Below are 14,325 nucleotides of genomic sequence, written 5' to 3' on the forward strand. Positions count from 1 at the left end.
CCAGAAATACTTATACTTGTTATTAGTACCTGATACTATAATTATAGTACCATAAAACCGCTTAAAGGCAAACAAAAAAGTCATTAACAGAAATTTGTTAATGACTTTTGGTTTCTATAAAAAACCGCTCTAATCCTTCTTCCCAAGACGGCATTTGTGAAAAACCATTTAATCGTAGCATGTTATGTTGAAAGATAGAATATTTGGGTCTCGCAGCCGCAGCCCCGAATTCTTCCGTTGAAACAGGTAATACATTCACTTTCATATTGGCGTACGAAAATATCTTTTGTGCAAATTCAAACCAAGAGCATGAACCTCTGTTTGATACGTGGTATGTACCGTATAAAGAAGTATGAATGAGCTTATTAATAACCATATTCAAATCCGCCACATACGTAGGAGAGCCAACTTGATCCGCTACAACAGATATTTCATCTCTTTCTTTTCCTAATCGCATCATCGTTTTCACAAAATTATTCCCATATTTACCATATAGCCACGATGTGCGAACGATAAAATATTTATTATGTAACTCTTTGACGAACTGCTCCCCCGCATACTTAGAGGCCCCATATATATTTATCGGCGCTGGACTATGAAATTCGTCGTATCCATCTGGTCTGGCACCTTGAAATACATAATCAGTACTAATATAAACTAGCTTCGCCCCTACTAATTGTGAAGCAACCGCTACATTTCGAGCTCCGATTGCATTTATTCTATACGCAAAATCCTGTTCTTTCTCCGCATGATCTACTTTCGTATAGGCAGCACAATGAATAATTATATGTGGTTTTATTTCTTGTACCACTTGTTGTATTCGGGATATATTTGTCACATCTAATAACTTTTTATCAAATGGATATATATCATATTCTTCAGAGTCTAACTCTTCAAATAGTTGCTTTCCTAATTGACCGTTTGCTCCTGTTATGATAACCCTCTCTTTCATTTAACATGCCCCTTACTGGTCTTTTAGTGGTTTCCACCATTCCTTATTCTTTTCATACCATTTCACCGTCTCTTGTAATCCTTGTTCAAACGTGTATTTCGGTTCCCAATCAAATTCATTCTTCATTTTCTCTGCATCAATCGCATAACGACGATCGTGCCCTAAACGATCTGTAACATATTCAATGTCTTTTTTTGTTTTTCCTAAAAGAGTAATAATTTGTTCCACAACTTCTACATTTGTTTTTTCATTATTTCCACCTATATTATATACTTCTCCTACACGTCCCTTATGCAGAACAACATCAATCGCACTGCAATGATCCGTTACATGTAACCAATCTCTTACATTTAAACCATCACCATATAGTGGTAGTTTTTTTCCTTCTAGTGCATTCGTAACCATTAATGGAATTAATTTTTCAGGATACTGGTACGGTCCATAATTGTTAGAACAACGCGTTACTATAACCGGTAATTGATATGTTTTATAGTAAGATAGAGCTATCATGTCCGCGCTCGCCTTACTTGAAGAATATGGACTATTTGGAGCTAACGGTGTTTTCTCTGTAAACTTCCCTGTTTTTCCTAAAGAGCCATACACTTCATCCGTTGACACTTGCACAAGTTTTATATGCGAATATTTTTTAACTAGTTCTAATAAAGTGACCGTTCCAATTACATTTGTATCATAAAAAGGAATCGGATTTTCAATACTACGGTCCACATGTGATTCAGCTGCAAAATTTACAATCACTTGTACGTCTCGCTCTTTTATAACGTGTTCTAATAGCTCTCCATTTTGAATTTCTCCTTTTACAAAAGAGTAATTCGGGTGATCCTGAAGAGATTTTACGTTATTTAAATTCCCACTATATGTTAATGCATCGTAATTAATAATTTTATATGTTTCATAACTTTGTAGCATGTAATGAACGAAATTACTTCCAATAAATCCAGCCCCACCTGTTACTAATATATTCATAAACAACTCTCCTACTTAAAAACTATCTTCATATTCCTCTAGTAATGGTAATATCTGATCCTTATCGGACAATATAGGATCGGTTACTGGCCAAGGAATTGCTAAATCTTTATCTTCCCAAAGTAATCCTGAGTCATGCTCTGCGCTATAATATTCATCTACTTTATACATAACGATAGTATGCGGAACAAGCGTGCAAAATCCATGTGCAAACCCTTTTGGCACTAGTAATTGCCGATGGTTATCTGCACTTAAAATATATCCTTTCCATTGTTTAAATGTCGGTGATTTTTTTCGTAAATCAACGATAACATCATAAATTGCCCCTTGCATAACTTGAATGAGTTTCGTTTGTGCTTTCGGATTTTTTTGAAAGTGTAGTCCCCGAATCGTTCCTGCCTTAGCCGAATAAGATACGTTATCCTGTACAAATGAATACGTTATCCCTAATGTTTCTAGCACCTGCTTATTATAGCTCTCTGAAAAAAAGCCACGATCGTCTCCAAACAACCTCGGTTCTAACAATTTTGCATCGGTAAAATTTGTTTCTACAACTTTCATATTCTCACCTATTCTCCGTTAAACTGTTTCCCAAAATTAATATCCCGTGCTAACGTATTCGCCTTTTGAAGCGAAGCATGAGTTCCCGCATCAGTCCACCAGCCGCTCATTTCATTATAAGTAAGTACCCCTCGCTTTAAATACCAATTATTTATATCTGTAATTTCAAGTTCTCCCCGTGCAGAAGGTTTTAATTCTTTAATATAAGAAAAGACTTTCGAATCATACAAATAAATTCCCGTAACCGCATAAGAACTTTTCGGTTCTTTCGGCTTTTCTTCAATTTCAACTATTTTTCGGTTTTGAATATGTGCTACGCCAAATCTTTCGGGATCTTCTACAGATTGCAATAGCACTTTCGCACCTTCTTTTTGATTTGCAAACTCTTCAACATACGGAAGAATATCATCTGAAAAAATATTATCCCCTAATATAACTACCATACGATCATTCCCGACGAAATCTTCACAAAGCCCTAACGCCTGTGCGATCCCGCCCGCTTTATCTTGCACACGATACGTAAAGGACACTCCAAATTCATGACCACTCCCTAAAAAGCTAACAACATCCCCCATATGCTCTTTACCTGTAATAATCATAATATCTGTAATATCACATTGTTTTAGCTTATATACCGCATGATAAATCATCGGATACCGACCAACAGGAAGTAAATGTTTATTCGTTACTTTCGTTATTGGATATAATCTCGATCCAGTACCACCTGCTAAAATAATTCCTTTCACTTTGCATCTCTCCTTTATGATGGAGATAATATATCTTTGTAATGTTTTACAAACACTTTACGGTACTTCTCATATGTATCCGCATCAAACTCATCCCCGTTGTAATGAATACACCATAAATTTGCTTGATTTGGGATACCAATTAAATAACCAGCCCTTTGAAACTCTAAAGACTGTGACACATCATAAAAGTGAAACCCTTGAAACAAATCTTCTCGCCACGGAATATCATACTGCGTTGCCATGAATAAGCCATCAATTGCCTGAACTGACAAAAATGGTTGATTACCATAAAAAACCTGATCTAAATTTAATAATTGATAATTCTGTCTTCTATACTCAATCACTTTCCCTACTAAATTTTTTCCTTCCCACCATATCCCGTTATTCGGTAAAAACTGAGCTCCAGCGACTCCTATTAAACCAAGCTTTTCATTTTCTTTAAAAAGAGATATAAGTGTAGAAAACATGTCTCGATTAATAAGATATGTATCTTGATGTATATACACTTTGTATTTCGCTGGATATGAAAGGGCTCGGTTGTATGCACTCGCCATACTTTGTGCATCTCGTATCGGAAAAATTTGTACGACATAACCAGGGGGAACAAAAATGTTTCTTATTTGGCTCTCACATTGTTTGAAAAGCTCCTCATTATTTACACAAACAACGACTAATATTGTATGATCTTTCATTTTTGTCCCCCCTTTTATTCTTCCTTATTTACATCTGACATATAGTGTTCCACAAATATTTTCCGATACTTTTCATAGTTCGTCATATTCACATCAAAATGATAATGGATACACCAAGCATCGCGCTGTACAGGTACACCGACTGTATATCCTGCTTTTCTAAATTCAAATGATTGAGATACATCATAAAAATCAAATCCGTCAAATAAGTCTTCTCGCCACGGAACATCATATTGTGTCGCCATTAATAAACCATCAATACATTCTACAGGAATAAATGTTTTTGATTCATGATATGGTTGTTCTAAACTTGCCATATAAAACAAATCATTCATATAACCAATGACTTTTCCTACAATGCCACGCCCTTCGTTCCATACACCAGTCGGAGGAACATATTGCGCTCCAACCATCCCGATCATCCCAAGGTGTTCATGTTCCTCAAATAATTGAAGTAATCCATATAAAAAAGCCCTATTTATAATAAAAACATCTTGATGTAAATAAACTTTATACTTCGCTGGATGCGAAATGGCTTGATTGTATCCACTCGTCATACTTTTCGCATTTCGAATCGGCATGAATTGGACAATATACCCTGGCGGTACTAACAATTGCAATATATGTCGCACGCAGTTTGCATACAATTTCCGATCATTTATACATGTAACAAATAATATTGTTTTGTCTGCAGCACTCATAATTGTGATTTTTCAGCTTCAATAATATACTGAAATACAACTGTCTCAGCCATGAAGCCACTTCCAAGACGATATTTTTTACAAATTCCATATAGCTCCTCAATAAGCGGTTCATACATTTTATGATCAACATATACACGATCTACTTTACTAATAACATATCCTGCTTTTAAAAACATTCTTAGCATTTCATTAAATGTAAAGAAACGAATATGTGTTTTATCTAATAAACCATATTCTGTATACGTCCAATTTCCCGCAAGTAAAGGCGCTAATACTGAAATATGAGCAACATTCGGTATACTTGCTAAAATTACACCATTTTGCTTTATATATGGCTTAACCTTTTCAATCACAGCCCACGGATCAAATAAATGCTCTAATACATCTCCAAATATGACGCAATCAAATTGTCCCTCCTCATAAGGAAGTTCTATTTTTTCTATATCCCCTAAAATAACATGATCAAGTCTTTCTTTCGCTTGTTCTGCTGCCTCTGGAAATGCCTCAATTCCTGATACACGTGTGCCGTTTGCTTTAATAGCTGCTCCCAATGCACCACCCGAGCAACCAATATCAAGAACTTCTTTCCATTCCTTTTTTATATGCTTCAATAAATTCGGATTTGCTGCATTATAATAATGTTCGGATTTTTCTTCATATAAAGAGCTTTTTTCACGATTCATTTCACACACTCCTTATGCAATTTGAATTTGAAATATAAATCTCATATGAATTCTATAAAGTGCAGATTTTGTTCATCCCCTACTGATTATTAGCCCACAAATAGCAGTATAAAATCTTTTATTTATATTGGTTACGTTACCGATACTCTAATATATAACCAATCTATTAGAGTTAGAATAAAGATACATCATTTCTAAAAAACGAAACCCATTACTCTTTATATGGTTTATCAAAAACCCCCCGAAAATATTTACGGTTATATTCAATTGCAGCGTTATTCGGAACATAAGAAGCTGCTAATTCATTGTAATAATACGCTTTATCTTGCTCTCCTAACCTGCTATAACAAATACACATTTGTAAATAGGGTAGCCATGTGTAGCTAGCTGGACTATGGAAAGGACTTTCCGTTGCCATCGGTACTTCTGTTGCAAGTTTAAACCAAAATATCGCTTCATTATATTTTTCTTGTTCCATATATATATATCCTATTCTTGTACAATTTTCTCCTCTAGGGACGTCATACCGAAACGACTTCACACAAGATTCGATTGCCTTCTCCCACATTCCGAGCTTCGCATAGCAATCTCCTAACTTACCACATGCATAAATTTTTTCTTCATACCATCCTTCGTCTTGATTAAGAAATGTTTCATAAAGAAGAACTGCATCATCATATTTTTGGTTATCCGTAGATTCATTTGCGTAATAAAATAAATCTCTCGGACTTAATTCTTCACCTGCAGCTACAGTATTTTGAAAAATTTTCAAATTACGATCTGTTACTTTTTTTTCTTTTTTGTGTGTAATAGCAACATTACTACTAAAAACCTCACCAGAAATAGCTAAATACTCATGAACCTTTCCAAACCATTGAAATTGTTTTTCACGCTTTACAAGTCGATTTCTTTTTGTACAATATAAAGGTTTCCCGTTAGAATCCATTGCAAGATGATAAGGCATCGAAACAGCATCAATTTTAGGATCTAATTCTCTTTTTAAAAGTTTCAATGCTTCTTGAGCATCTTCTAATAATACGTCATCTGCATCTAGCCACAATATATACTCTTGCGTCGCTTTTGAAAAAGAAAAATTTCTTGCTGCTGCAAAATCATCAATCCACTGGAAATCATATATGTTAGAAGTGTATTTCTCTACGATTTCTTTCGTTCGATCGACGGAGCCTGTATCAACCACTATAATTTCATCCACAATTTTTTCAACTGTGTCTAAACAACGGGCTATTGTCTCCTCCTCATCTCGAACAATCATACATAAACTAATTGTAATTCCTTGCTTGTTCAACATAATCACCCTCTTCCAAATCAATCATATGTTATACATATACTAAACTTTCCATTTTTTTAAATTGTTCAAGTAGTTTAAGATTTCTTTTCAATAATTCAAATGTCCGTGTCATTTTCTTTCGGTTTTGCATCTACTATATAATGAACGCTTTATGGAGGTGAATTTATGTCAAATAATAATTATTCAAATGGATTAAATCCCGATGAATCTTTATCAGCTAGTGCATTTGACCCTAATCTTGTAGGACCTACATTACCACCGATACCACCGTTTACCCTTCCGACTGGGCCGACCGGGCCGACTGGGCCGACTGGACCTACGGGGCCGACTGTACCTACCGGGCCAACTGGACCTACGGGACCGACTGGGCCGACTGGACCGACTGGACCGACTGGTGACACTGGGACTACTGGACCTACGGGGCCGACTGGTGACACTGGGGCTACTGGACCGACTGGGCCGACTGGTGACACTGGGGCTACTGGACCTACGGGGCCGACTGGTGACACTGGGGCGACTGGACCTACGGGGCCAACTGGTGACACTGGGGCTACTGGACCTACGGGGCCAACTGGTGACACTGGGGCTACTGGACCTACGGGGCCAACTGGTGACACTGGACCTACGGGGCCGACTGGGGCGACTGGACCTACTGGACCGACTGGACCGACTGGACCATCCGGACTAGGACTTCCAGCAGGACTATACGCATTTAACTCCGGTGGGATTTCTTTAGATCTAGGAATTAATGATCCAGTACCATTTAATACTGTTGGATCTCAGTTTGGTACAGCAATTTCTCAATTAGATGCTGATACTTTCGTAATTAGTGAAACTGGATTCTATAAAATCACCGTTATCGCTAACACTGCAACAGCAAGTCTATTAGGAGGTCTTACAATCCAAGTGAATGGAGTACCTGTACCAGGTACTGGATCAAGTTTAATCTCACTCGGAGCACCTATCGTTATTCAAGCAATTACGCAAATTACGACAACTCCATCATTAGTTGAAGTAATTGTTACAGGGCTTGGGCTATCATTAGCTCTTGGCACGAGTGCATCCATTATTATTGAAAAAGTTGCTTAATTTTTTACTTAGCAGTAAAACTGATATCAGTTTTACTGCTTTTTCAATTTCAAATTCAATCATGAAACATTCAGTACCTACATAATCATATTGTTGTATGACATTTTGCAGGAGGCACAAATATGGAAAGTAAATCTGCTGTTCAGCTTTATCTCGAATTGCTAAAGAAGACAATTTTATTTGAAATATGGTTAGAATATGAGGCATACTTACCCGCATCTCTACATATTTCGAAAGAACTAGAATTCGAACCAGTTACAGTCCCTCTCCCTTTATTCATTAAGCAATATGCCGAAAACCATAACTTAAAAATTGTAAAACCAAATGTCTCAAAAAGTGAACGTCATGATGGAATGGATTGGCCAAGAGCAGCACATAGCATGATTGGTCGAGAACGTATGAACCAATTACAAGAGGCGATGGAAACCGTTGTTCGTGAAAATATAGAAGGTGATTTTATTGAAACAGGTGTATGGCGCGGAGGATCATGCATTTTTATGAATGGGTTTTTACAAGCAAACAACATTACGGATCGTAATGTGTGGGTCGCAGATTCATTTGAAGGTTTGCCAGCACCGAATCTAGAACAATATCCAAAAGATTACGGTGATTATTTACACACATTCGATTACTTACGCGTCTCTTTAGAACAAGTACAAGAGAATTTCAAAAAATATGATTTACTAAATGATCAAGTGAAATTTTTAAAAGGTTGGTTTAAAGATACTTTACCAACAGCACCAATTGAAAAAATAGCAATTGCACGGCTTGATGGTGATATGTATGAATCCACCATGGATGGTCTCGTGAACTTATATGATAAAGTTTCTAAAGGTGGCTATATAATTATCGATGACTACGGGCTACCACCATGCGCTGAGGCTGTGACAGACTTTAGAAATCAACGGAATTTAAAAGCCCCTATTACTAAAATTGATGTATTTGGCGTTTATTGGAGAAAAGAATAAAAAGATTTAATCTATAGGAGATTCCATTTTCACTCATTCTTCTCTTACTTTTAATCCAATTAAGTATTCTTTTTCGGAATCTCCTTACATATAACAATTGTTTTCCTGTGTTCTCTCACTACAAATTGAAAATTTCATTAATAGAGTTACTGCATACTCTCACATAAGAAAGGGGTATACTCATGAGCGAATTTAACAAAGAAATGACTTTACTCCCCCCTCCTGAACTCGTCCAATATGTAGGTGGCGACTTTAAAAAGGTTGGAAAAGAGTTCCTAAAGCATTTCATTCAAATTGGCGCTTTAAAATCAAATGAAAAAGTATTAGATGTAGGCTGCGGCGTCGGCCGAATGGCTGTACCATTAATGAATTACTTAAATGATGATGGAGCGTATTATGGATTTGATTTGTTTAAAGATGGAATTACTTGGTGTCAAAATAACATTTCAACTATGCGTAATAATTTTCACTTTGAACATGTTGACATATACAATCAATTCTATAATCCGGAAGGAAAAGAAGATGCCTCTCAATATCGTTTTCCCTATGAAGACGGAACATTCGATTTTATCTTTTTAACTTCTGTATTTACGCATCTTCTCCCAAAAGAATTAGAACATTACGTATCTGAAATTGTACGTGTATTAAAAAAAGACGGGAGATGTTTCATTACATTCTTTCTTATAAACCCGGAATCGTCTTATTATTTAAATGCAGGACAAAGTACATTAGGTTTTTATCATCGAATCGAAAATTGCTACGTTGTAAATAAAGATATTCCGAATTTCGCAGTTGCTTATCCTGAGACAGATATTTGCAATCTATTGAATAAGTACGGCCTAGAAATAATCAATAAGCCGCATTACGGTTTATGGTGCGGCAGACATGAATATACAAGTTACCAAGATATTGTTCTTACAAAAAAAAGCTTCTGAAAGGAAGTTATGTATGATGAATGAAAAAAATCCACCTCTCGTTTCCATCCTTATTCCTACTTATAATCGGCCTCATTATTTCAAAATTGCTCTAGAAAGTGCATTGGCACAAACTTATTCAAATATTGAAATCATCATCGGAGATGATAGTACAAATGATGAAACAGCAACTTTAATACGCGAACAATACTTACCAAATTATAAAAATATAACATACATTCGAAATACCCCTACTCTAGGACAATTTCACAATGACCTTATGCTCATAGAAAAATCAAATGGTGAGTATATAAATTTTTTAATGGACGATGACGTGTTTTATAAGCATAAAATACAAAAAATGATGACCTATTTTGAGCAAGATCCCAATAAAAATCTTGCTCTTGTTACTTCTTATCGAGTACGCATTGATGATCATGGAAATCTAATAGGTGATTCCCATCCAACACAAAGGTTATATAGTGAAGACACCCCATTAAACGGGATATTTTTAGGTAATTGGATGTTAAAGGGCGGACACAACATTATCGGTGAGCCTACAACTACTTTGTTCCGAAAGGAATTGCTCACTGAACCTTTTGGCACCCTTAAAGAGCGACAATATTCTTGTAGTGTTGATATGGCCTCATGGATTTCTTTACTTTCTAAAGGAAATGCAATATACATTTCTGAGCCTTTAAGTCAATTTCGCTACCATGCTGGACAACAAATACACAATAAGCTCCTTCAAGGTTGTGAAGATTTCACACACCTTGTTATAACAGCAAAAGAATATGGCTTTTTACAAAATACTTTGGATTATAGAGCAGCTCTACTTAGTGCTTACCAATGGTGTAAAAGTTCCTTAAAATACTATCTTCATCAACTAGATATTTTTCCTGACGCACATGTACGTCTTTCCCATTGTTTGGATATAATTATTAAAGAGTTAAACAATTAAACTACTCTGCAAAATTAAAAGTGTATGGACTATATGTGAATCATTCGTATAGTTCATACATTCTTTCTCATACTATAAAGTGAAACTTTAATCAGTCCTCACCAATCGGGCTTTTACGGGCAGTTGATCCCCCACCTAACTTCTTCGCTTTTCCTGAATTTTGAGGTGGGGGTCTTACTGCCCATTAATGCGGGATAAAATCCATTACTATAAAGAGCGGTAGAAAGGAATACCTACATTGAAAGATCCAAATTCTCAATATCAAATAGACTACGTATTACTATTTATTTTATTTGCCATTGGGATTGTTAGTTGTTGTGCTATTGCAAGTGCACAAGCCTCTTTACCACCATTTTTACAAAACGTCAATTTTGTACTAAAGCAAATCCAATGGTATTTCATTGGATTTATAGCCATTGGTGTTATTATGATTATCGACTTCGATCGTTATCAAAAAATTGCTTGGTATTTATACAGCTTTGCAATGGTACTACTTATTGGACTAGAACTTCAAGTACCAGGTGCCGTTACAATTAAAGGTGCTACCGCTTGGTACAGGCTCCCAGGCATCGGAAATTTTCAGCCTTCTGAAATTATGAAATTGTTTTTAATTATCGTCATTGGACGAATTATAGCAAATCATAATGAGAAATATTTTTCCCAAACGATACATGACGATTTTTTATTACTTGGAAAAATATTTGCGACAAGCTTGCCACCACTACTACTTATTGCAAAAGAACCAGATTTAGGAAACACAATGGTCATTTCAGCGATGCTTGCAGCAATGATACTAGTTTCTGGCATACGATGGCGTTTTATTTTCGGATTAGTTTCAGCTACTTTCGTGGCTGGATCTACATTAATATATATTTTTTTTACTCACACAGATTTTTTTAAAGCACACATTTTAAAAGAATATCAATTAAATCGCTTCTACGGATGGTTAGCACCTTACAAATATGATGCACAAGGCTATCAATTAAGACAAGCATTCTTAGCGACTGGATCCGGAGAAATGCAAGGAAAAGGGTGGGAAAATGGACAAGTATATTTTCCAGAACCCCATACAGATTTTATTTTCACTAATGTCGCTGAACAATTTGGATTTCTAGGCGCAAGTGTCATTATTTCTCTTTTTTTCTTACTCATTTTCCGAATGATTCATATCGCTTTAGAAAGTAATGACCCTTTCGGTAGTTACATTTGCGCTGGTACAATTGGAATGTTTACTTTCCAAGTATTTCAAAATATCGGGATGACAATCGGATTACTTCCCATTACAGGGATAACATTACCTCTTATGAGTTATGGAGGAAGTTCACTGCTTACATACATGATTGCGATTGGATTCATTTTAAATGTTCGCTCAAGAACGAAAATCTTTATGTTTAAATGAACAACACAAAAACGCTATATTTTTATCTCTATCCTTTTTTAGATATACTAATGAAAAATACGATGGAGGTTTAAATATGAAATATGACATTATAGGAGATATTCATGGATGCTTCCAAGAGTTTCAAAATTTAACAGAGAAGCTAGGATATAACTGGAGTAGCGGTCTACCGGTTCACCCTGACCAACGTAAACTTGCATTCGTTGGCGATATTACAGACCGTGGTCCTCATTCATTACGTATGATTGAAATTGTATGGGAACTTGTCATACATAAAAAAGAAGCTTATTACGCTCCTGGAAATCACTGTAATAAACTATATCGATTTTTCCTTGGGCGTAATGTAACAGTCGCTCACGGACTTGAAACAACTGTTGCTGAATATGAGGCACTTCCTTCTCATAAGCAAAACATTATAAAAGAAAAGTTTATCACTCTTTATGAACAATCACCGCTCTACCACATACTAGATGAAAAAAGAGTAATCGTATGTCACGCTGGGATTCGGCAAGATTACATAGGAAGACGAGATAAAAAAGTACAAACCTTTGTATTATATGGCGATATTACAGGAGAAAAGCATGCCGATGGCTCACCTGTCCGTCGCGATTGGGCGCAAGAGTACAAGGGGCAAGCTTGGATTGTATATGGACATACACCAGTAGCAGAACCTCGATTCATCAATCAGACAGTCAATATTGATACTGGCGCTGTATTTGGTGGCAAATTAACCGGATTACGTTATCCTGAAATGGAGACTATCTCTGTTCCTTCTTCTTTACCTTTTGTCGCTGAAAAATTCCGTCCAATTTCATAACTACCTTACTTAGCGAAAGATTACCGTATTATTTAGGCAGATCTCATATAAAACTAGGTAAAGTAATTAAAAAAAGATGCAATAAAGTGCATCTTTTTTTAATTACACTACATATAATGTCGCAGGAGGTGACAGAATGAAGAAAAAATCTTCTAAACAAAAAAGAAAATTTCCCCCTTTATATCTGCCCATGTACGGAATTAACAACTGGTGTAGTATTCGGGCTGCAGCGATAGAAGAACTGGAAGAACAAGAGTCATCAAAAAAAAGCAAAGTAAAACCAACATATGTCTCTTTAGAAAATGCTGTGATGAGCCGCATAATCGATCGCAGAAAAATAAAGATGCAACAAAAAAATAAACAGCTCTCAAATCAAGATGAACAGGTAATACATTCTAATCAAACAGAAGAAAAGACGGAAGAAAATATTTCTGTAGCAATAAATAAAAAAGTGGAACCAGAAATTCCAGCTGCTATTATAAACAAAGTAAAAAAAATAAAAGAGGCATTGGCTTCATCGAATGATATACAAACTGAAAAACCACTCATAATTGAGACACCTACACCTGAAAATACAAAAGTTAAAAGGGGCGGCCGATATGCATATGCGGAAGGGCTTCACTCTCATGCGGAGGGCATGGCAGCACATGCGGAAGGCTTATTAACACACGCAAAAGGTTCTTTCTCTCATGCAGAAGGATCAAACTCAAAAGCAACCGGACATAGTTCCCATAGTGAGGGAAGTGAAACGACAGCAGGCGGAGCTTATTCTCATGCAGAGGGTAAACAGACGATTGCTTTAGGCGAAGCAGCACACGCAGAAGGAACCGCAACTATCGCTAACGGATCCTCTTCTCATGCGGAAGGTCATCATACATCAACAGCTCATTTTGCAGGTAGCCATATTATGGGGCGCTTCGGCACTGCAGAAGAAGCTTATTCTTGGTTTATTGCAAATGGTTTAAACGACACCGACCATAATATCGGTGCTAAATGGCTTGCCCATAATGGAGAAATGTACATTGAGGGCGCGTCTTACAATGCAAGCGGAACAGATTTTGCACAAATGTTTGAAACAGAAGATTCTACCCCTATTGATGTCGGTTATTTCGTTACATTTAGTAGCGAAGAAAAAATTCGGATAGCTACTTCACACGACTCGTTCATTTTAGGAATATCTAGTGCAACCCCTGCCCTTATAGGAAATAGCGGGGCTTTAAGTTGGGAAAAACGTTATAAAACAGATAACTTTGGAAAACGCCAATATGTATGGACGGAAACCGAAGAAATACAACCTCTTTTAAATACAGAATGGGATCCAACTCGCAAATATGTAGCAAGAAAAGATCGCGCCGAGTGGCTTCCTGTCGGATTAATTGGACAAATGTTAGTACGTGATGACGGCACTTGCGAAGCACATGGATTTTGTCTTCCAAATGACAATGGCATTGCTACAAAAGCCGAAAGTGGATTTTTCGTTATAAAGCGTACGGGTGAAAACCAAATTTTAATATTATTCCGCTAAGAAAAAAGGGAACAAAAT

The 14,325-nt window shown here is 36.4% G+C and carries 15 protein-coding genes; 7 read left to right on the top strand and 8 right to left on the bottom strand.

From position 1 onward, the window contains the following. Window positions 1–97 precede the first annotated feature (97 nt). From rfbD to MKY38_RS15845, 8 genes are all read right to left on the bottom strand, one after another. Complete coding sequence (rfbD, locus tag MKY38_RS15810; protein ID WP_000664647.1) at window positions 98–952, bottom strand: dTDP-4-dehydrorhamnose reductase; 855 nt, start codon at window positions 950–952, stop codon at window positions 98–100. Between the two features lie 12 nt (window positions 953–964). Beyond that, window positions 965–1,936, bottom strand: a complete 972-nt coding sequence (gene rfbB / locus MKY38_RS15815) for a dTDP-glucose 4,6-dehydratase (protein ID WP_001024171.1) — start codon at window positions 1,934–1,936, stop codon at window positions 965–967. 15 nt (window positions 1,937–1,951) lie between these two features. After that, a complete protein-coding gene (gene rfbC / locus MKY38_RS15820; RefSeq protein ID WP_000869413.1) occupies window positions 1,952–2,497 on the bottom strand; it encodes a dTDP-4-dehydrorhamnose 3,5-epimerase in 546 nt (181 codons plus the stop codon). 8 nt (window positions 2,498–2,505) lie between these two features. After that, entirely contained in the window at window positions 2,506–3,243 is a 738-nt protein-coding gene (locus MKY38_RS15825) for a sugar phosphate nucleotidyltransferase (RefSeq protein WP_000676160.1), read from the bottom strand. Window positions 3,244–3,257: 14 nt separating this feature from the next. Further along, on the bottom strand, window positions 3,258–3,938 hold the full coding sequence (locus tag MKY38_RS15830) for a glycosyltransferase family protein (RefSeq protein ID WP_114556045.1): 681 nt from the start codon (window positions 3,936–3,938) through the stop codon (window positions 3,258–3,260). A 14-nt stretch (window positions 3,939–3,952) separates the two neighbouring features. Further along, window positions 3,953–4,639: a glycosyltransferase family protein gene (locus MKY38_RS15835; protein ID WP_001271184.1), complete on the bottom strand. Its 687-nt coding sequence runs from the start codon at window positions 4,637–4,639 to the stop codon at window positions 3,953–3,955. Next, window positions 4,636–5,325, bottom strand: a complete 690-nt coding sequence (locus MKY38_RS15840) for a class I SAM-dependent methyltransferase (protein WP_063535886.1) — start codon at window positions 5,323–5,325, stop codon at window positions 4,636–4,638. Before MKY38_RS15840 ends, MKY38_RS15835 begins: the two co-directional genes overlap by 4 nt. Before the next feature lie 211 nt (window positions 5,326–5,536). Further along, window positions 5,537–6,634, bottom strand: coding sequence for a glycosyltransferase family 2 protein (locus tag MKY38_RS15845; RefSeq protein ID WP_341049154.1), 1,098 nt, complete (start codon window positions 6,632–6,634; stop codon window positions 5,537–5,539). 165 nt (window positions 6,635–6,799) lie between these two features. Between MKY38_RS15845 and MKY38_RS15850 the strand changes: the two genes are divergently transcribed. From MKY38_RS15850 to MKY38_RS15880, 7 genes are all read left to right on the top strand, one after another. Further along, window positions 6,800–7,723, top strand: a complete 924-nt coding sequence (locus MKY38_RS15850) for a BclA C-terminal domain-containing protein (RefSeq protein ID WP_341049155.1) — start codon at window positions 6,800–6,802, stop codon at window positions 7,721–7,723. Between the two features lie 122 nt (window positions 7,724–7,845). Further along, window positions 7,846–8,691, top strand: a complete 846-nt coding sequence (locus tag MKY38_RS15855; protein WP_000444381.1) for a TylF/MycF family methyltransferase — start codon at window positions 7,846–7,848, stop codon at window positions 8,689–8,691. 182 nt (window positions 8,692–8,873) lie between these two features. Continuing rightward, a complete protein-coding gene (locus tag MKY38_RS15860) occupies window positions 8,874–9,626 on the top strand; it encodes a class I SAM-dependent methyltransferase (RefSeq protein WP_001288765.1) in 753 nt (250 codons plus the stop codon). Between the two features lie 13 nt (window positions 9,627–9,639). Beyond that, window positions 9,640–10,566, top strand: coding sequence for a glycosyltransferase family 2 protein (locus tag MKY38_RS15865; RefSeq protein ID WP_065224068.1), 927 nt, complete (start codon window positions 9,640–9,642; stop codon window positions 10,564–10,566). Between the two features lie 238 nt (window positions 10,567–10,804). Further along, window positions 10,805–11,965, top strand: coding sequence for an FtsW/RodA/SpoVE family cell cycle protein (locus tag MKY38_RS15870; protein WP_061664358.1), 1,161 nt, complete (start codon window positions 10,805–10,807; stop codon window positions 11,963–11,965). 76 nt (window positions 11,966–12,041) lie between these two features. Next, window positions 12,042–12,782 (top strand): bis(5'-nucleosyl)-tetraphosphatase PrpE, encoded by a 741-nt coding sequence (gene prpE, locus MKY38_RS15875; protein WP_000872697.1) that lies wholly within the window; start codon window positions 12,042–12,044, stop codon window positions 12,780–12,782. Window positions 12,783–12,918: 136 nt separating this feature from the next. Next, complete coding sequence (locus MKY38_RS15880) at window positions 12,919–14,307, top strand: peptidase G2 autoproteolytic cleavage domain-containing protein (RefSeq protein WP_341049156.1); 1,389 nt, start codon at window positions 12,919–12,921, stop codon at window positions 14,305–14,307. Window positions 14,308–14,325: the final 18 nt, after the last annotated feature.

Source organism: Bacillus sp. FSL R5-0585 (genome assembly GCF_038004545.1).
GTDB classification, from domain to species: Bacteria; Bacillota; Bacilli; order Bacillales; family Bacillaceae_G; genus Bacillus_A; species Bacillus_A cereus.